The following is a 19664-nucleotide window of genomic DNA, read 5'->3' as shown; positions in this document are numbered from 1 at the left end:
ATAATTGATAATTTCTTGATAATAATTGATTTGATTTTTGATTTTTGGAGATGTCTATTGTAGGGGCGTTAGCGGCAGCTTGGCGTTAGCAAATGGCCATTCGCCCTTACCCATTGTATGAAGATCGAAGAAATTATATTACTCCGATTTCTCGGGAACCGTAGCCCACGGATTTGATATCAGATTTCGACTCAGTTTCAGTTATTATTTCATGTTTTTAGGTTGTATTATTTAAAATAATGACATTTTAATGAGGTTATGGAAATTGTTGACTCAAGAGGAAGAACAATTGTCAATTCTGTTCCTTCTCGAGGAGTTGAAGTCACATAAAGATTTCCTCCATGTTTATGTTCGATAATTTGACGGGCGATCGCTAATCCTAAACCCGTCCCTTTTCCCACATCTTTAGTTGTAAATAAGTGGTCAAAAATCTTGGCTTTAACTTCTTGATTCATCCCCTGACCATTATCAGCAAGAGAAATTTTAACTCCTTGATTTTCCATTGAAGTTGTAATTTTAATTCGGTTAGGATTAACCTCAATTTCTGCAAAACTTAAACCTGTATTTGATTCATCTAACGCATCAATAGCATTGGCAATAATATTCATAAATACCTGATTTAACTGACCGGGAAAACAATAAATTTTTGGTAAATCTCCATAATTTGTAATTACTTCAATCCCAGGGCGATGTTGATTTGCTTTGAGGCGATGTTTGAGAATTAACAGAGTACTATCAATACCTTCATGGATATTAAAAGATACTTGGTAATCTTTATCTGCACGAGAAAAAGTACTCAGAGAAGTGCTAATATTTTTTAATCTGTCCCACGCTATAGTCATCGAATCAATTATTTTAGGTAAGTCTTCTAAACTATAATCCAAATCAATTTCTTCTGCATAGTCAATAATTTCATTACTCTTGTTGGTCAAACTTTCTTGATATAGTTGTAAATGTTCAATAATATTTGCAATAGTAGGTTTAGCTTGTTCGATACTAGCAGAAATCAAACCTAAAGGATTATTCATTTCATGGCCTATTCCTGAAACCAAATTACCCAGTGCCGACGTTTTTTTACTCTGGATCATCTGTAATTGAGCTTGTTTTAATTCTTCTAGCGCTGTTTCTAATTCTTGAGATTTTTTAATTACTGCTGCTTCAGCTTTTTGACGTTCTCGTATGTGAGGCAATAGGGGGAATAAAAATCTGTTTGCGCAGCATCTCCGTTGGAATAATATAAGACTTTTAGCTATTGGACAATTCCTACAATTTGTAAATATGCCAGCGCACATTGCTATATTTTTATTTTTGGAGATGTCTACTTATAATTTAATTACTGCAATACAAAAATACTTATAAATTATGACTGAAATATTAGTAATAGGTTACGGTAATACTCTCCGCAGTGATGATGGTGCTGGTCAACGGGTGGCAGAGTTAGTAGCAGAGTGGGAATTTCAGAACATCCGATCGCTCCCAGTTCATCAACTTACTCCAGAATTGGCAGAACCTATATCTCAAGCAGAATTAGTTATTTTTGTTGATGTTTATCCGGCAACTTCTGAACAAGGTTTACAGGTTTATCAACTTTGCGCTCCCCACACTTCCCCATCTCCCCACCCTCCCCACACCCAGTTAGAAAGGGGGAGAGTGGAGCAGAGTCAGCGTTTGAATATAGGGCATACGGGGGAGCCACGATCGCTACTTGCTCTTAGTCAATTTGTTTATAAAAATGTGCCTCCGAGTTGGTGGATATTAATACCCGCAGTCAACTTTGAATTTGGGGAAAATTTTTCTTCACAAACAACCCAAGGAATTACAGATGCTTTAACACAAATTCAACAAATTGTTGTTAAATAAAGTTTAAAATTTTTATTGAAAAAAGTTTTAATTTAGCAGTTATTTTTTCAAGTTTTTGTTATGTGCAAAAGTCAAGTTTTGTAAAAAAATTTTAAGTCATCGTCCGATTAGGAAGAAATAGATCGGATAATAAAAGTAAGAGGTTATTTGAGAAATATCCTATCAAACTGATAGACCTGAAAAATCGGCGTTGCTGAAATGTAATGGTAAGTAGCTGAAGGTAAAATTGAAAAACTTATGTTTTACGTTGATACTTAATCTAAAAATCATTACCATTCAGCAACGCCGAAAAATCTAACCTTCCTTTATCTATTCCATAGAAGGGAATGAGGATTTTTAAGCCTCTATTTTATAAATTGAGAGGATTGACTTAATCAAGGAATAAGGGATAAAACTATACAGAAATTTTTGATAAACAGGACTTACCCACTGTGGTGCGTTACGCTACCGCTAACACACCCTACCAAGAGCTGAGAGGATTAACTTAATTAAGGAATAAGGGATAAAACTATACAGAAATTTTCGATCGAATCTCTTAAAAAAAGAATTGTTGTGATATAAAACACAAAGGTTTGGCTTGTTCAATAATGGACAATTGATAATTGATAATTGATAATTACCTCTCCCTAAAACAGATAGGATTGAATCAAAGGAAAATATGTTCTTGTTTATACTTTAAAGGAGAGGCTTTAAACCTTAATTATTCGGTAAAAAAATGTAGATTTATAGAAGTAAATAAAGAGGTAGAATTTTAGCATTTGGCCATTAAATTAACAACTAAACAAATCCACGATATTTGTAAATAAACAGAGAATTTCCACAGGAGAATATTTATGAGTGACAAAACCTTTGCAACACTGGACGGTAATGAAGCAGTTGCCCGTGTTGCCCACAAACTCAATGAAGTCATTGCCATCTATCCCATCACTCCCTCCTCACCAATGGGTGAATGGGCCGATGCTTGGTCTTCTCAAGGCACGCCAAATATTTGGGGTACAGTTCCCAGTGTGGTTGAGATGCAGAGTGAGGGTGGGGCTGCCGGAGCAGTACATGGTTCGTTGCAAACAGGTTCCCTAACTACCACGTTCACAGCATCTCAGGGATTATTATTAATGATTCCTAATCTTTATAAAATTGCTGGGGAACTGACTTGTTGTGTTATTCATGTGGCAGCTCGTTCTCTGGCAGCTCAAGGTCTTTCTATATTTGGCGACCACAGTGATGTGATGGCTGCCCGTGCTACTGGTTTTGGGATGTTGTGTTCTGCTTCGGTACAAGAAGCTCATGACTTGGCACTTGTTTCTCAAGTTGCTACTCTGGAGGTAAGACTGCCATTTATTCATTTTTTTGATGGTTTCCGCACTTCCCACGAAGTACAGAAAATTGAACTGCTGCCAGAAACGGTTTTGCGGGAAATGATCGATGATGAATTTGTTTTTGCTCACCGCGCTCGTGGTTTGACTCCTGACCGACCAGTTTTACGGGGTACTGCTCAAAACCCGGATGTTTATTTCCAAGCTAGGGAAAGTGTTAACCCTTTTTACACTGCAACTCCGGATATTGTTCAGAAAGCAATGGATAAATTTGCTGAACTGACTGGGCGACAATATCAATGTTTTGAATATCACGGCGCACCTGATGCAGACAGGGTTGTTATTCTGATGGGGTCTGGTTGTGAAACGGTTCACGAAACTGTAGACTACTTAACTGCAAATGGTGAAAAAGTTGGGGTATTGAAAGTGAGACTATATAGACCATTCGATGCTAGAAGGTTAGTTGCAGCATTACCTGAGACTGTGAAAAAAATTGCCGTGTTAGACCGGACAAAAGAACCCGGTGCAAGTGGCGAACCTCTTTATCAAGATATAGTTACTGCTCTGAATGAAGAATGGTCAGGGGCAATGCCAAAAGTGGTCGGGGGTCGTTATGGTTTATCTTCTAAAGAGTTTAACCCGGCAATGGTGAAGAGCGTTTTTGACAACCTTAGCGCTGACAAACCAAAAAATCATTTTACCGTTGGTATTAACGACGACCTTTCTCACACATCCTTACCTTTCGATGTAGGTTTCTCTATCGAACCAGATAATGTGGTGCGGGCAATGTTTTACGGTTTGGGTTCCGATGGTACTGTCGGTGCGAATAAAAACTCCATTAAAATTATTGGGGGAGAAACCGATAACTACGCCCAAGGTTATTTTGTTTACGACTCGAAAAAATCTGGTGCTGTAACTGTTTCCCACCTCCGCTTCGGTGCAAACCCCATCCGTTCCACTTATCTGATCGACCAAGCAAATTTTGTCGGTTGTCACCAATGGAGTTTTCTAGAAAAATTAGATGTTCTGACCTCCGCAGCTAATGGTTCTATTTTTCTGATGAATAGTCCCTACGCTCCCGATGAAGTTTGGCAACAGTTGCCTGTAGAAATTCAAGAACAAATTATCCGCAAGAATTTAAAAGTCTACGTCATCAATGCCAATAAAGTTGCTAGTGACAGTGGGATGAGGGGACGCATTAATACAGTAATGCAAACCTGTTTCTTTGCCTTAGCTAATGTTTTGCCCAGAGAAGAGGCGATCGCTCAAATTAAAAAATATATCCAAAAGACTTATGGCAAAAAAGGTCAGGAAATTGTCAATATGAATTTACAAGCTGTTGACAATACTTTGGATAATCTCTACGAAGTTAAAATTCCCACGGAAGTTAGCAGTAGTCTCCACCGTTTACCACCCATTCCCGATACAGCGCCAGAATTTGTCCGGGATGTCTTGGGCAAAATGATTTCTCGGGAAGGCGACCAACTACCAGTCAGCGCTTTACCATGTGATGGAACTTACCCCACCGGAACAACTAAATGGGAAAAACGTAACGTTACTCAAGAAATTCCAGCTTGGGACCCTGATGTTTGCGTACAATGCGGTAAGTGTATTATGGTTTGTCCTCATTCGGTCATCCGTGGTAAAGCTTATGAGGAGACTTTGTTAGATAATGCTCCAGCAACTTTTAAATCTATAAGTGTCAAGGATAAAGATTTTACCGGACAGAAATTTACCATTCAAGTTGCGCCCGAAGACTGTACTGGTTGTGGTGTGTGTGTAGATATTTGCCCGGCGAAAAATAAATCTATGCCATCCCGCAAAGCAATAAATATGGAAGCGCAGTTACCATTGCGGGAACAGGAAAGGGAAAATTGGGATTTCTTCTTGGGTCTACCTAACCCCGACCGTCGCTCCCTCCATCTCGACCGCATCCGTCAACAACAATGGCAAGAACCTTTATTTGAATTTTCCGGTGCTTGTGCAGGTTGTGGCGAAACTCCCTATATTAAATTAGTCAGTCAATTATTTGGCGATCGCTCTGTTGTGGCAAATGCGACTGGATGTTCTTCTATTTACGGCGGTAACTTACCTACAACTCCTTGGGCAAAAAATGCAGACGGTCGCGGGCCCGCTTGGTCAAATAGTTTGTTTGAAGATAACGCCGAATTTGGTTTAGGTTTCCGTCTGTCTCTCGACAAACATAGTCAGTTTGCTGCGGAGCTTTTACAAAAAGTGGCGGGAAGTGTGGGAGATAATTTAGTTGATGCCATTCTGAACGTCTCCCAAAAATCTGAAGCGGATATTTGGGAACAACGGGAGCGAGTCGCCCAAGTCAAGGAAAAATTGCAAGGGGTAGACTCGCCAGAAGCAAAGCAAATGCTGACTTTAGCAGATTATCTGGTGAAAAAATCTGTTTGGATAGTTGGTGGTGATGGTTGGGCGTATGATATTGGTTTTGGTGGTTTAGACCACGTTATCGCCAGCGGTCGAAATGTGAATATTTTGGTTATGGATACGGAGGTTTATTCTAATACTGGCGGTCAGTCTTCTAAAGCGACTCCCCGCGCAGCAGTTGCTAAGTTTGCAGCAGGAGGAAAACCATCAGGCAAGAAAGATTTAGGTTTAATAGCAATGACTTACGGCAATGTTTATGTTGCCAGTGTAGCAATGGGAGCGCGAGACGAACATACCCTGAAAGCATTTTTGGAAGCAGAAGCTTATGACGGACCATCTTTAATTATTGCTTATAGTCATTGTATTGCTCATGGAATTAATATGACTACTGCCATGAGTCATCAAAAAGCACTTGTGGAAAGCGGTCGGTGGTTGTTGTATCGGTATAACCCAGACTTAGTACAACAAGGTAAAAATCCTTTGCAGTTGGATATGCGATCGCCCAAGAAACCAGTAGGTGAGTCGATGTATCAGGAGAACAGGTTCAAAATGCTCACCAAGAGTAAACCTGCTGATGCCAAAGAGTTACTAGCACAAGCGCAGGAAGATGTCAATACTCGTTATGCGATGTATGAATATTTGGCAGCTCGAAAATTAGAAATTTCCAATGGTAACGGTAACGGTAATTCTGATGCTATGAAAACACCAGAAAAAACTACTAATAGCTAGTAGTTTCCGAGGGATAAAACTGTAGGTTGGGTTAAGCGCTTGCGCTTAACCCAACAACAAGATATAGTTTGAGGAATTACGCATTTTTGAGTTCTAATATAGAATCCGGTTGAATAGTTATTGTATAGTTGGGAGTAGGGGAGTGGGGGAGATTAAAGGCTTGAAGTAATTATAGAATTATCAACATATACTAATTAAATAATTGTGGTTTAAAGCCTCCCCTTTTAAGGGGAAAAATTGCTAGGATATTTCCTTATATTCAATTCCGTAACGGTTAAAATCCGAGGTAATTATCCATTATCCATTATCCATTATCAATTAATGAATCCTACCTCCTCGCTCATTCCCCGTTCCTCCTGTCTTCCCCTCCCCTCCTGGGAGGGGTTAGGGGTGGGTTGTCTCCTGTCTCCTGTCTCCTACCCTTACCCATAAGACTTTTGAGCGCAAACCCTATATATTTATAACCCAAACTACTAGCACGTCTAGTCTAGAACTATGGATGAAAAAAATCTAACCCCCCAACCCCCTTTGTGGTATAGTGGCAGGGATCATAGATAGAATTCGACTGGTATTTTTTAAATATGAAAGTATTTGACTATGATAAAATCAGGGCTACTATGCTTAAAGGGCCTCGTGTAACCTCTCTCCTGAAACATTTTGAGAATATTGCTGCGGGTATCTCTCAAGCACCTACACAAAGCGTATATGCAACCTCTGACTTTTTAAGTAAAAGCAATGAAGATCGGGAATATCACAGTGTATTTCAACGCAATATAGGAACATTCTATCAACATTTCTGTGCCAGTATTCCCTTTATTATAGAAGAGCAATGCCGAATCGGTGTAGCTCTACAAAGGTTGGCAAAACACCGACTAAAAGATGAGAAAAAGCCTTTTACTTATTATGAGGTAAGTTCAGCAGATGGCACAAATGCAAGAACACTGGCTGAATATTCGCAAGGTATGATTAGCACTTTAACTGACTCTCCAAATCCAGCCAATGGAGAAAATTTCCATAAGCTTTGCCAACACAGCTATTCCGATATTTATATCGGACCTTTTGTAGACATCACACCTGAGTATATTTCAGCAAGAAATGATCGTCCTGATCTCAAATATGGTTTTGATGTCATCTATGAAAATACAACATTTCAAATGTATCATCCTAATCGTAAAGCTCAAATTGCATATGTGAAGCGAGTACTTAAAAGTGATGGATTAATGATCTTTTGTGAAAAGCTGATTAATCCTGTCCGTGATGAGTATGAAAGGAGAGAACATCTAAAGGATAACCTGTTTAAGGCCCATTACTTTACTAAAGCTGACATTGATCAAAAAGTTTCGCAGATACTCGAAGAGATGGAGCAATGTCAAGTGACCTTAGATGAGTTAGTAGATTCTATAAGTTATCACTTTAAATATGCGTATATGATTTGGAATAGCACTAATTTTTATGAACTTGTTGCATCTAACGATCAATCTAATTTGCAAAAATTTATTTCTTTCCTTGGGGAGCATTATGTTCCGGCTCCTTTTTTGTGTGAAGAAGTTTTAGTAAAACCACTTCTTTAATTTGTGAATCTATAACTTTAATGTGTTAAATAGGTGATTAATGATTACAAAATTATTGCTATCTGGTATCTTTATAGGTTTCTTTATTGCCTTGCCTTTTGGTGGTAACGCAGTCCTTTGTACAAAAAATACTTTATCCTATGGTAGCAAGTATGGCCTTGCTACAGGACTAGGAGCGGCTACTGCTCATACTACCTATAGTTTTATAGGATTTTCAGGACTCGTTGCGGTTAAATCCTTATTATCAAATTACCTTGGAATATTAGAAATCATGGGTGGTTTTTTTCTCTGCTACTTTGGAGTTTCTAGTATCCGCAAAGATATATTTGATATCAATGCAGATAATATGCAAAAGTCAGGATTAATCAAAACTTATCTAGGATCGACACTTTTTGCCCTAACAAATCCTAAAAGTATAATCGTAGCGAGTATCCTAATAACTGAGTCAGAAATTTTTAACATGATTGACTATAATGAAGTTTTTTTATTGACTGTAATCCTATCCAGTATTTTCATTGGTTCAGCCCTTTGGTGGTTAATCTTAGTGACTTTCCTCAGTTTTCTGAAAAAAGTCTTAAACCAAATATATCTGGTTGTTTTGAACCGTATTGCTGCAGCCTTAGTAATCTTTTTTGGTCTATTTTTTTCGGTGTTGGGATTCGCAAAGTTCTGGCTTTTTCCTCACAGCACCTTACAATTTATGGGCTAGAATTTGTAATCAGCTCGATACCAAATAGGTGTTTGTTGGATTTATCCTACGGATGAGCTGCGCTAACGGGTTTCCTCAACCCAACCTACGCCTTCTACGCCTTTTTCACTTTTGACTTTTGACTTTTGAATTTTGAATTAAACATTATGGATATTACGACAAATTATTTAGGATTACAATTACGTTCCCCATTAGTTGTAGGAGCTGCTGCACCTTTAACCGAAGACTTAGATAATCTCAAACGGATGGAAGATGCTGGTGCTGCTGCAGTAGTTTTACATTCTTTATTTGAAGAACAACTTCGTGAAGAACGTTTGGAATTACAACATCATTTAGAATACGGCACAGAAAGTTTTCCAGAAGCTCTAACTTATTTTCCCGAACCAGAAGTCTTTCATGTCGGTGCTTCGGAATATTTAAAGCATATTAGTCAGGCCAAAAAAATGGTAAATATGCCAATTATTGCCAGTTTAAATGGTTCAACTATTGGTGGTTGGACTCATTATGCTAAAGAATTAGAGACTGCTGGTGCAGATGCTTTGGAGTTAAATATCTACAATATTCCTACTAATATGGATATGACCGGGGAACAAGTAGAACAGAATTATATTAGTATTCTGCAAGCTGTTAAATCTGAGGTAAATATTCCGGTTTCTATTAAACTTAGCCCCTTCTTTAGTAACATGGCAAATATGTCGAAAAAGTTGGTAGAAGCAGGGGTAAATGGATTAGTTTTATTTAACCGTTTCTATCAGCCAGATATTAATATTGAAGAGCTAGAAGTGGTGACAAATGTATTATTAAGTACGCCACAAGCAATGCGTTTACCTATGCGTTGGATAGCTATTTTGTACGGTAGATTAGAAGTTGATTTTGCAGCAACTAGCGGCGTACAAAAAGGGCAAGATGTGATTAAAATGGTGATGGCAGGTGCGAATGTAACTCAGCTAGTGGGTACTTTATTACGTCATGGAATTAATCATATTCAAGTTATCGAAAATGAGATAATTCATTGGATGGAAGAACATGAATATGAATCAATAGCGCAGATGCGTGGTAGTATGAGTCAAATTAATTGTCCTGATGAGAGTAAATTTGAAAGGGCACAATATATGAAAGCAATTCAAAGTTATAAACCTGCTCAAAGTTTGGTTTAATTAGCTGTAGTAGGGTTTCAATAATGGATAATGGATAATGGATAATTGATAATTAGGGAGAGGTAATTAGGGTTTGCTGAAAAAGTCTAATGGTGATGATAGGCAACAGGGAACAGGCAACAGCGGTGCGACCCCGCGACGACGTTAGCGCAGCTCCTCCTCCGGAGGCTAGTTGCACCTGGTAGCGCACTCCTGTGAGGCAACAGTTTAGACTATCTACTACGGCCAAATTTTCTGATAGTCAGGGGAAAAGTACTAGCATTTTGAGGCGACAACAGCCAAAAACCTTGCACTTTTTCAAAATAAAAAACCCTAGAAACCTTTTCCGAAAAATTGTGGTTTAAAGCCTCCCCTTTTAAGGGGATAATAAAAAAAATTTTTCATTATTAGTCAATCCTCTTCTTTTCAAGGAGAGGTAATTATTCATTATTAATTGTTGAAAGACATTGATTACAATTTTATTCAGCAAACCCTAATTATCAATTATCAATTATTGAAAATACCGATGCTGCTGGACATGATATGACTTAAGATATAGCTACAACTGTTCTGGATCAACACCAAGGGAACGCAACATTTGTTCAAGTCGTTCAGCTCTTTGTCGTTCCTGAAGTGCTTCCTCTTCTGGAGTCATAAACCTGTTCCCTTCAGAGTGATACCAATACAACCACTCTTGTTCGGAACGGTAATGATTACCAACTTCAGTTCCTATCCCCAGACCAATTTCTGGCATCCACACAGGATTTCCTTTTAAACGTTGGTATGCTCCATCTACCAAGTGATACACTTCAAATTGTTCGTGTTTGTCTCGCTTGGAATAATCTGGGTTATAGATAACATAATACAATACTCCCAACCGAGCGTAATCAATCATTTTTTCATCGTATTCACCCCCATAAGTTTGAGAAACAATCTCCAATACGAATATCGGAACAACATAATTTTCCTCCCAAAGAACATAGGAGGATCGCAATTTATTATTTTTGAGTCGTGGAACTCCCAGACTGAGCAAAGCATCAGGAACTATAGCCACTCTAGGACTTGACCCGGTGGTGTGGAAAATTCCCATATTTACGCCAAAAAACCAATCATAGCGATCGCCCCATAACTGATTTAAAATTAACATTAGCAGGTTAGGAATTAGAATTTGTATTTCGCGATCAACGGGTTTGTCGTCTGAATCAGGTAATTCGTAACTTGATGGTAGGTTGAGTAATTGGTTCTTGTTTACCATAATAATTTGATTGTGACATTTTAATTATTTAATTTTAGCAAATAAATGATATAGTAGGAAATGGCTAAACTTAAAAATAAATTGATAGTCTATGTTTACTTACGAGCAGGTACTAAATCAAGTATATAATCTTTCCTATACAGATCGACTGAGATTACTAGAAGCATTGCAAAAAATGCTGAATGAGGGGGGGAGAGTGGTGGAAAATGACGCAAGTGACGATCCTTTGCAAGTGCAAGAATGGCAGGTAGAGCATATTAAGGAAGGTTTACGTCAGGCAGATGCTGGCGAGTTTGCCAGTGATGAAGAAATTGCTGCCGCTCTAGCAAGGTGGCGACAATGAAGATAATATGGACTCGCCTTGCTTTGGAGGATATCAACAATGCTTACGAATACATTGCAGCTAATAATCCTGATGTTGCCCTAGATACCATAGAGCGGATTGAAAATTCAATAAATAGGTTGCTTCAGTATCCTGAGATGGGTAGATTAGGTCAGGTAGCGGGTACGAGAGAATTGGTTGTTACAGGTACGCCGTTTATTGTACCGTATCGAGTTAGGGGCGATCGCTTGGAGATTTTAGCAGTTATTCATGGTGCTAGAAAGTGGCCAGAACGTTTGTAAATTTTGGTGGGAATAGCGATCGCTTTTCTGTGCAGAGGAGTCTTTTTTGGAGAATAAGATTTTACCATCAATATTGGGAAAAGCACTCCAGTAGGGGTTTGGTCTCTAAACCCTAACTCTTTGACAATGGAAATCTACGAATTTTTACTCTGGTTGACAAAAACGACCAGTTACTCGCTCGTATTCATCTTCAAGCAACCACATTTGTGCTTCTTCGTAGGTGTCACCTGTAAAGATTGTTCTGTAGTTTTCCACTGGATTTTGTATGGAAAATTTGCCCGACTGCTCTTTAATTAGCATTAAAATATAGGGTGGAGAAAGATAAGGATCGACCCAAATTTCTGCAAACTCCCATTCTGTGGATAATTGATATTTTTGGCTTAGTTCATCTGGTTGTGCGCGTTCTTGTGCGAGGTATGACATGGTATTTACCTGTGGTCTTTTTGATTTTTATTTCCCCATAATATAAAATCCGGATAATTACTATAGCCTGCGTCATTGCGACTGGAACGGAGTGGAAGGAAGCAATCTCAAGGGGTTAGGAGATTGCTTCCTATCGTCGCAATGACAACTTTTAAACCGGATTTTATATAATAAAGAGGAATTAGAGTTCCATCTGATTTTAGTAGATAACCTATTGGTTCGGCAAAAAATAATCCATAGCGTTCGTATTTGTCTGCTATATCCTCTGCTCCCGTGCGTTCTCCTCTTTTGAAGATTTCAGATGCGACTCTTTCCATTGTTTCGCGATCGCTGAATAGATAGACTATTCCTTCTGTTTCTAATTCTCTTTGGGATTTTTCCGTACCAGGGAGATGCTTATCAATTAAACTGGTTCTAGTTTCCAGATAGATTTTGCGGTCGATACCACTCATATTATTTTTTTGTTAACGGATAATCTAAATGTATCAAAAAGCGATCGCTCTTCTGTACAGAGGACTCCTTTTTGGAGAGTAGGATTTTGCCATCCATATTGGCAATAGCAGTCCATTAGGGTACGTTAATAGACATCTCCAGAAAAGAGGCGACAGGGAACAGGGAAAAGTAATTGATGATTTCTGGATAAGAATTGATTCTATTTTTTATTTGTCAGATGTCTAATAAGTAATGTTAAGTTTATCAAAAAAAAATGTTAAGCTACAATCGATCGCCTCTAAAGATCTATTATCTTTAACTGTATCTTGAAATTAGCAAGATTAATGTGTCTAATGCTGAAATTAGTATAAGGTAGTTAAGAAAAATGTATATAACTTATGGAAACTGCAGTTGCTGTAGCCCAATTTTCAATCACTTTCTGATCGAACTTCTCCGTCGTAAATTTTTCGAGGGGACTAAAGCTTTCTCTGAGGCGATCCTCAGAAGTAATTTGCAATCATCTAAAATCCAGGTAGATAACACTTCAGGTGAAGGAGTAAACAATCCAACTTCAACACTCCCTGATACTGCCAATCCAGACATTTCAACGATGTCTGACTCTGGGGAACTGAAAATCTATATAGCCCAGAAGATTATTACGATGGAAGCAGCTCAACCGGAAATAAATCCAGCCACAACTCCCGAAGGCGGAGTCATAAGTGAAGAACGAATGCCAGCAGTCGCAGTACAAGGGGACACTATCTTAGCGGTGGGTATTCTGTCCCAGGTAAAGAATACACTGAGGGAACTCGGTAAGACATTTGATGAGGATAAAATTGTTGATCGTACCTTTAGAGACAAAGTCATCATGCCTGGATTTGTGGAGCATCACCTTCATCCATTATTGGGCGCTATGACTATGGCGGTAGAAGTTATCTCTATCGAAGATTGGACATTGCCTGGGAAAAAGTCTGAAGCCGCACATAATGAGCAGGATTATAAAGATCGTTTGGTACAAGCTCATAAACTTATGGATCAAAATGATCCAGAGCAGAAAGAGACACTTTTCACTTGGGGGCTAACTACTGAAGTCAAATAATTGGACAAAATTGTACATAAATAGACATTCTTTGTCATATAATAGAATCAATGTCATAGATTTATTGGAGGTATAGTACCCATTGTGCAATCAATAAAGACTAAATTAAAACTTAACAACAAACAAAAAACAATACTTGCTAAACACGCAGGTGTAGCTAGGCACGCTTACAACTGGGGATTAGGAACTTGTATTAGTGAGTATCAAGAAACCAAAAAACGCCCTAGTGCAATTACTTTGCATAAACGTTTAGTAGCTGAAGTTAAGCCAATCAATCCTTGGTACTATCAAGTATCAAAATGTGCCCCTCAACAAGCATTAAGAGATTTAGAAAGGGCATTCAAAAACTTTTTAACTATTCCCGGACGTGGATTCCCGAAGTTTAAGAAAAAAGGGAAAAAAGACAGTTTCTATTTAGAAGGTAGTATCAAAATTATTCAAGGAAACTATATAAAGTTACCCAGAATAGGAATAGTAAAAACTTACGAAATCTTACCATCTGTAATAGTTAAAAATGTGAGAATATCTAAACATGCAAATAATTGGTACATCAGCTTTAAATATGATAATGAACCAACCCATACTGCCAAAAGCGGATGCGACCCCGCGACGACGACAGTCGCACTTGGTAGCGCACCAAGCAAACGAGATGTTATCGGTGTAGATGTGGGAATAAACACTTTAGCAACTTGTAGCGATGGCACACCCTTTGCCAACCGTAAAGCCTATCAGCAAGCCAAAAAACGACTAACTCGTTATCAGCGCCGTGTCAACAAAAAAGAGCCAGGCTCAAAAAACAGAGGCAAAGCCATCAAAAAGCTAGCAAGACTACACAAAAAAGTAGCAGATATCAGAGCAGATGCACTTCATCAACTGACAACATGGGCGAGCTTTGAACCACAGCACCATAGTCATAGAAGATTTGAATGTAAGTGGAATGCTCAAAAACCATAAACTGGCAAGTGCCATAGCAGACTGTGGCTTTTATGAATTTAAGCGTCAACTTACATACAAGTGTGAGTGGTACGGCAGTGAATTAGTCATAGCTCCTAGATTTTATCCAAGTTCTCAAATATGTTCAAACTGTGGGCATCAACAGAAAATGCCGTTGAATGTGAGAACTTATCAATGTAGTGAATGTGGTTTCACTGCTGACAGAGATTTTAATGCTGCTGTCAACCTAGAAAACTATGTGAATAAGTAGGTGAAGTTCTCACCGATTTGAAGCCTGTGGAGAAGATAAGTTGCAGACTGCGGTCAGTGGTCTTCTGTGAGACAGGAAGCTAGCTCCAAAGCTCATGCAATCATTCATGGGTAAGTTTGGGTAAGTTTAGTAGAACGGTATCACCAGTATTTCCACAGTGAAAATCAACCGCTTTATCGCCATCAACTGGATGCGTTGTGCAAAGAAAAGATCCCCTATGAAGAAAATATCGACCCAAAAGACTATCGCCCCATTGTTATTTGGCATCGCTCCTGTCACGAGTTCATTTTTAATACTGCGGCATTAGATAAATACGGGATAGACAAGACACTTCTTCAGGATTTAGACGAGTTAACCAAAAGTCAAGCAGACGTGGAGAATGGACATTTCTTTGAAAAAGGACTCGAAGTGATTTTGGGCAAGATTGCCGGAGACTTTTTGAGTGAGGACCGAATCAATAACGGAGTCGATATGCTGAGGAAGTATTTGATATCCAAAGGTGTTACGACTATCTGTGAACCTGGAACTCAAATGAATAAGGATATTCAAGATGTCTGGAACACAGTATTGAACGATCCCAATGCAGCTTTTCGGACTTACTTTATCCCCGATGGTCGAGTCCTTTACGACACCCACAAGAAAAACAATAATCTAGGGATGCTGATCCAAAATACCAAAAGCTGGTTGAATCAAGGGGAAGGGAAAGTTGATTGGTTGCCACAACAGATTAAGCTATTTGCTGATGGGGCTATTTTTTCGCAACTGATGCAATTACAAGACCCCTACCTAGATGGACACCAAGGGGAGTGGATTGCTGAACCAGAAGACTATAAGGCTGCTTTTAAGCTCTATTGGGAAGCAGGTTATCAAATCAACACTCATGTTAATGGGGATGAGGGTTTGCGCGTAGTGGTAGAAACATTAGCAGAAAATATGAAAAGGTTTCCCCGTAAAGACCATCGCTTTACTGTTGTTCACTTTGCCGTCTCGACTGAAGAGCAGGTAAAGGCACTCGGAGAACTAGGAGCCATTGTTACTGCTAATCCCTACTATGTAAATGCCCTGGCGGATAAGTATTCCGAATCTGGACTGGGCCCATCACGAGCTGACAATATGGTTCGTTTAGGGTCTGTCGCATCCAAAGGTATGATTCTGTCTCTCCATTCTGATATGCCTATGGCTCCCGCCGATCCCCTATTCCTGGCTTGGTGTGCTGCAGAACGCCTTAATGTCACAGAGGATCGAGTAGCTGCTCCCAACCAATGTATCAGTATAGAACGATCGCTCAGTGCAGTAACTATTGAATCTGCTTACTGCCTAGGTTTAGAAAATGAGATTGGTAGCATCAAGCCTCAAAAGAAAGCTAACTTTGCGATTCTGGAGCATGACCCAATGGACGTAAAACGATTTGATGATGAACCAACAGATACAAGACCAATACTCAAAGATATTGGTATTTGGGGGTGTGTATTTGAGGGTAAAAAATTCCCTGTGGAGCCAGAAGAAGAGAGCGCTTCAGAAATACTTCCAGTGGAAATTAATCTTGAGGAGACAAAAGTCAACCTAGTAGGTTTGGCAAGCACTAGGGGCTAATAATAACTTTGTGTTGTTGGCGTTAGTGTTGCGTTCGCGTCAGCCTACAGTAGGGAAGTTCCATGGAACGTCCCTTTTTTCTGCGTTATAAGGTGCTACACTAGAATAAAAACCAAGTTTCAGATTAATAAGGAGAAAAAAATTATGCCATCCCCATTTCCAGGTATAGACTCATATTTAGAACATCCCGATTTATGGCCGGGATTACATCTATATTTAACTGTGAAAATGGCTGACTTATTATCTCCCCAACTAAGTCCTAAATATTTTGTTTCCCTACAAGTAAGAATGTATGAATAAAAAGATATAGAATCTTTATTTGCAGATATTCCTGATGTTTCAGTGGTGTCAAAAAAAGCCAAATTAACACATCAAATTCTACAGAATCTCAAGTTGCAGTAATAGAACCTTCCACAAAACCTACAACAGTAACTCTACCAATTCCAATAACTATTCGCCAAGGATATTTGGAAATTCAAGAAGTAGCAACTAAGGAAGTTGTAACTACCATAGAAATATTATCTCCTTCTAATAAAAGAGGTGGCAAAGGTAGGAAAATGTATCTAAAAAAACGATAAAAAATTTTAGATAGTCTGACTAATTTTATCGAAATAGATTTACTGCGTCGCGGTCAACGAATGCCTATTTTAGATCATAAAAATAAAAGTCATTATCAGATTTTAGTGAGTCGCGGAAAACAACGAACAAAAGCTGATTTATATGCCTTTAATATCCCAAATAAAATTCCTGAGTCTCCATTACCATTACGCCCAGAAGATACAGAACCAATTATAGATTTACAAGCTTTGTTAAATAATATTTATGATGTTGGCAGTTACGATTTAAAAATAGATTACACTCAAAAACCAGTACCATAATTATCAGAAAATGATGCAGCTTGGGCAGATACTTGGTTCCAACAACAAGGATTAAGATAATAATACAAAGGATAAAAGAAATGTCATTCCTGTTCCCTGTTATAGACTAATTTTTTGGCAAATTAATTAGTCTTCCGACTACAATTATTAATGCACAAACTAATACTATCGGCACCACGGGCAAAAATCCTAAAGTAAAACTTTGAGGAATCATACCTATCTGAAAACCAATAACCGCTATTTCCCCAAAAATAATCGAAATTATACAGCTCATAGGTGACATATTTTTTCCATATAAAGCAGCAATAACTGTGGGAAATAATACTGCTAAACCTGTAAAAGATTGAGTGGCGATCGCTGCAATTGTAGCCGGGGGGTTTGCTGCAAGAGTTAAACCAATTATTGCTAAAATAACAATTAATATTTTACCGACAAAAGTTTGTTCTGCAAGAGTAGCTTGGGGGCGAATATAAACAATATAAATATCTCTAGTAATCATGGAGCTTAATGCTAAAAGTTGAGAATCAAGGGTTGACATAAATGCTGCTAAAGCACCTACCATTACTAATGAAGCAATGCCAGTAGATGTATATTCTCCTAACATCATGGGAAAAATTTTATCTGCTTCTTTTCCTACTAGGTCGGGAAAGTTAATATGACCCCACATTCCGATTAAAACAGGACAAATAAATATTAAGGCGGTAATTAAGGGATATAAACTAGCAGAAATTTTTAGGGAATTAGCAGTTTTAGGAGTATAAAATCGCATAAACATTTGCGGAAACATCGGTACACTTAAACCCCAAAGCAACATATAACTAAACCATTTATGGGGAGTGAAAAAATTATTCATTCCAGAGCGAGAGAAAATTTCTGGTTTGAGTTCATAGACAGTGCGATTAGCTTCAGAAAAACCTCCGAGACTTTGAGCGATCGCTACTACTGCTACTATCATCAAAACCAACATTAAAATTCCTTGCAAAACATCGGTTAAAGCTACACTTCTCATTCCTCCTAAAAATACATATAGTACAATAATAAAGGTTAAAAAAGCTGCTCCCCAAAAATAAGGAATTTGTCCGTTAGTTAAATTTTCAATAATATAACCTCCACCGATTGGTTGTAGGGTTAAGTAAGGTATGGTAAAAATTATCATTACGGCTAAAAATAATAATTTTAGTGCTTGACTCGGGAGGCGATTTTCAATTAATTCTGACGGGGTAATGAAACCTTTTTCTTTTCCTAAAAGCCAAACTTTATAACCAATAAAATAAAATGTAATTCCTACGAGGGCTGTACCAAATCCCATCATGGGATAATAGCTGATACCAATACGATAACCAGCACCAGAAAATCCTAAGAAGGTAAAAGCACTAAAATTTGTGGCAATGAGAGTGAAAAATAAAACTATGGAGTTAATTTTTCTATCTGCGAGAAAGTAATCTTCTGGGGTATTTTCTTGGCTGCGATAACTGATAATTCCGATGGCTAGAGTTGAGAGTAAATAGATACTGATGATTAAGTAGGGAATTAGGTTTTCTCTCACGATTTATTCTCCTTTTTAGATTCAGTTTTCCAGAATGTTTGGGAGAAAACAAAAATAGCACAAGCGAGAATAATTTGTAAAGCAATAAAATAGAAAACCCAGGGTGGTAGATGGAGAATTGAAAAATAAATTGTTTGTTTCCATGACCAAAAATCTAGGGAGAGGAGGAAAATTACGGTAAAGCAGAAATACCAGAAATAGGCAGAGTTGAAAATGTTTAAGTTTTTCATATAGTAATCTTAATTTGAGTTGTTGGATATTGTATACTTTTAGGGAATACCGAAGCAATCAATATTAGTTGGGGAGCGAAAAAGAGTGGATTGATAATATAGCGTTTCTCAGCGTTAAAAAAGAATGTTACGAACAATAAGTGCGATTAAAACACAAATTCAGGAAATGTCCCTTTGACAAAAAAGAAAATTTCCTACCTCAAAACTGGTATTGAAACTATTCATTCTGACTCCTAATATCATGTCCGGTTGAACAGTTATAAATAAATAATGACGGAGCAGTCAGGAGTCAGTCCTCAGGAGTCAGGAAGGAAGAAAGAAGAAGGAAGAAGAAGAACAGGAGAAGGAGAAAGTTTTTTTATCACTAATTATCCGGACATGATATAACTCATAAAAAATAGCCTAGCTATTTGTAGCAAACATTTATTAAATTGGTATTATACCAGTTTTAAAAAAGAATACAGAAAATTTCAGGATCGTTAGGTACAGTTTAAGACTAATCTAGGGTTTGCTGAATAATATCATGTCCGCTGGTATCGTTTGTGTAAAATCAAGGGTGAATATCTACAGGAAATTTGGGGTTGCACATTATGGAATGATATTGCCAAAAATTAGTTTAGATTGTGACTAAAAAAAACCATTAATTAATCATTCTAGCAATTCTC

Annotated in this window: 18 protein-coding genes and 1 pseudogene; 13 read left to right on the top strand and 6 right to left on the bottom strand. The window is 38.1% G+C overall.

Going from position 1 to position 19664, the window contains the following annotated elements:
- Positions 1-227 precede the first annotated feature (227 nt).
- Positions 228-1190 (bottom strand): HAMP domain-containing sensor histidine kinase, encoded by a 963-nt coding sequence (locus F6K18_RS13600; RefSeq protein WP_353735073.1) that lies wholly within the window; start codon positions 1188-1190, stop codon positions 228-230.
- A gap of 172 nt (positions 1191-1362) precedes the next feature.
- Here F6K18_RS13600 and F6K18_RS13595 point away from each other — a divergent pair, with 172 nt between their 5' ends.
- From F6K18_RS13595 to F6K18_RS13575, 5 genes are all read left to right on the top strand, one after another.
- Positions 1363-1860 (top strand): hydrogenase maturation protease, encoded by a 498-nt coding sequence (locus F6K18_RS13595; protein ID WP_287521508.1) that lies wholly within the window; start codon positions 1363-1365, stop codon positions 1858-1860.
- Positions 1861-2693: 833 nt separating this feature from the next.
- Positions 2694-6299, top strand: a complete 3606-nt coding sequence (nifJ, locus tag F6K18_RS13590) for a pyruvate:ferredoxin (flavodoxin) oxidoreductase (RefSeq protein WP_287521506.1) — start codon at positions 2694-2696, stop codon at positions 6297-6299.
- Positions 6300-6880: 581 nt separating this feature from the next.
- Positions 6881-7870: a hypothetical protein gene (locus F6K18_RS13585; protein WP_287521504.1), complete on the top strand. Its 990-nt coding sequence runs from the start codon at positions 6881-6883 to the stop codon at positions 7868-7870.
- 40 nt (positions 7871-7910) lie between these two features.
- A complete protein-coding gene (locus F6K18_RS13580) occupies positions 7911-8579 on the top strand; it encodes a LysE family translocator (RefSeq protein ID WP_287521503.1) in 669 nt (222 codons plus the stop codon).
- A gap of 146 nt (positions 8580-8725) precedes the next feature.
- The gene (locus tag F6K18_RS13575) at positions 8726-9736 is read left to right on the top strand and encodes a dihydroorotate dehydrogenase-like protein (protein ID WP_287521501.1); all 1011 of its coding nucleotides are present in this window, start codon (positions 8726-8728) and stop codon (positions 9734-9736) included.
- A gap of 538 nt (positions 9737-10274) precedes the next feature.
- Here F6K18_RS13575 and F6K18_RS13570 read toward each other — a convergent pair.
- Positions 10275-10970 carry a Uma2 family endonuclease gene (locus tag F6K18_RS13570; protein ID WP_287521499.1) on the bottom strand — a complete coding sequence of 232 codons (696 nt, stop codon included), beginning with the start codon at positions 10968-10970 and terminating at the stop codon, positions 10275-10277.
- A 91-nt stretch (positions 10971-11061) separates the two neighbouring features.
- Between F6K18_RS13570 and F6K18_RS13565 the strand changes: the two genes are divergently transcribed.
- On the top strand, positions 11062-11313 hold the full coding sequence (locus F6K18_RS13565) for a hypothetical protein (protein ID WP_287521497.1): 252 nt from the start codon (positions 11062-11064) through the stop codon (positions 11311-11313).
- Entirely contained in the window at positions 11310-11594 is a 285-nt protein-coding gene (locus F6K18_RS13560; protein ID WP_287521495.1) for a type II toxin-antitoxin system RelE/ParE family toxin, read from the top strand. Before F6K18_RS13565 ends, F6K18_RS13560 begins: the two co-directional genes overlap by 4 nt.
- A 144-nt stretch (positions 11595-11738) precedes the next feature.
- Here F6K18_RS13560 and F6K18_RS13555 read toward each other — a convergent pair whose 3' ends face one another.
- The 3 genes from F6K18_RS13555 to F6K18_RS13550 are packed head-to-tail and all read right to left on the bottom strand — an operon-like array spanning position 11739 to position 12469.
- Complete coding sequence (locus F6K18_RS13555; RefSeq protein WP_287521493.1) at positions 11739-12017, bottom strand: hypothetical protein; 279 nt, start codon at positions 12015-12017, stop codon at positions 11739-11741.
- The gene (locus F6K18_RS37305) at positions 11980-12093 is read right to left on the bottom strand and encodes a hypothetical protein (RefSeq protein WP_375341322.1); all 114 of its coding nucleotides are present in this window, start codon (positions 12091-12093) and stop codon (positions 11980-11982) included. Before F6K18_RS37305 ends, F6K18_RS13555 begins: the two co-directional genes overlap by 38 nt.
- A gap of 31 nt (positions 12094-12124) precedes the next feature.
- Entirely contained in the window at positions 12125-12469 is a 345-nt protein-coding gene (locus F6K18_RS13550) for a DUF6972 family protein (RefSeq protein ID WP_287521491.1), read from the bottom strand.
- Positions 12470-12834: 365 nt separating this feature from the next.
- Here F6K18_RS13550 and F6K18_RS13545 point away from each other — a divergent pair, with 365 nt between their 5' ends.
- The 6 genes and pseudogenes from F6K18_RS13545 to F6K18_RS13525 all read left to right on the top strand — a co-directional run bounded on the left by F6K18_RS13545 (position 12835) and on the right by F6K18_RS13525 (position 17223).
- Positions 12835-13548 carry a hypothetical protein gene (locus tag F6K18_RS13545; protein ID WP_287521489.1) on the top strand — a complete coding sequence of 238 codons (714 nt, stop codon included), beginning with the start codon at positions 12835-12837 and terminating at the stop codon, positions 13546-13548.
- Between the two features lie 84 nt (positions 13549-13632).
- Entirely contained in the window at positions 13633-14502 is an 870-nt protein-coding gene (locus F6K18_RS13540; RefSeq protein ID WP_353735072.1) for a transposase, read from the top strand.
- Positions 14486-14752 carry an RNA-guided endonuclease TnpB family protein gene (locus tag F6K18_RS36605; protein ID WP_353735071.1) on the top strand — a complete coding sequence of 89 codons (267 nt, stop codon included), beginning with the start codon at positions 14486-14488 and terminating at the stop codon, positions 14750-14752. The genes F6K18_RS13540 and F6K18_RS36605 overlap by 17 nt, the downstream gene beginning before the upstream one ends.
- A 195-nt stretch (positions 14753-14947) precedes the next feature.
- A complete protein-coding gene (locus F6K18_RS13535; RefSeq protein WP_287521487.1) occupies positions 14948-16345 on the top strand; it encodes an amidohydrolase in 1398 nt (465 codons plus the stop codon).
- A 144-nt stretch (positions 16346-16489) separates the two neighbouring features.
- Complete coding sequence (locus F6K18_RS13530) at positions 16490-16645, top strand: DUF4058 family protein (protein WP_287521486.1); 156 nt, start codon at positions 16490-16492, stop codon at positions 16643-16645.
- Between the two features lie 62 nt (positions 16646-16707).
- A pseudogene (locus tag F6K18_RS13525) lies at positions 16708-17223 on the top strand (DUF4058 family protein).
- Between the two features lie 106 nt (positions 17224-17329).
- On the opposite strand, the gene F6K18_RS13520 reads toward F6K18_RS13525, so the two are convergent.
- Positions 17330-18769 carry a sodium:solute symporter family protein gene (locus F6K18_RS13520; RefSeq protein ID WP_287521484.1) on the bottom strand — a complete coding sequence of 480 codons (1440 nt, stop codon included), beginning with the start codon at positions 18767-18769 and terminating at the stop codon, positions 17330-17332.
- Between the last annotated feature and the right edge of the window lie 895 nt (positions 18770-19664).

It is taken from the genome of Okeania sp. SIO2C2, from assembly GCF_010692625.1.
Lineage (GTDB): Bacteria > Cyanobacteriota > Cyanobacteriia > Cyanobacteriales > Microcoleaceae > Okeania > Okeania hirsuta.
This window is presented reverse-complemented; position numbering and strand designations above follow the sequence as displayed.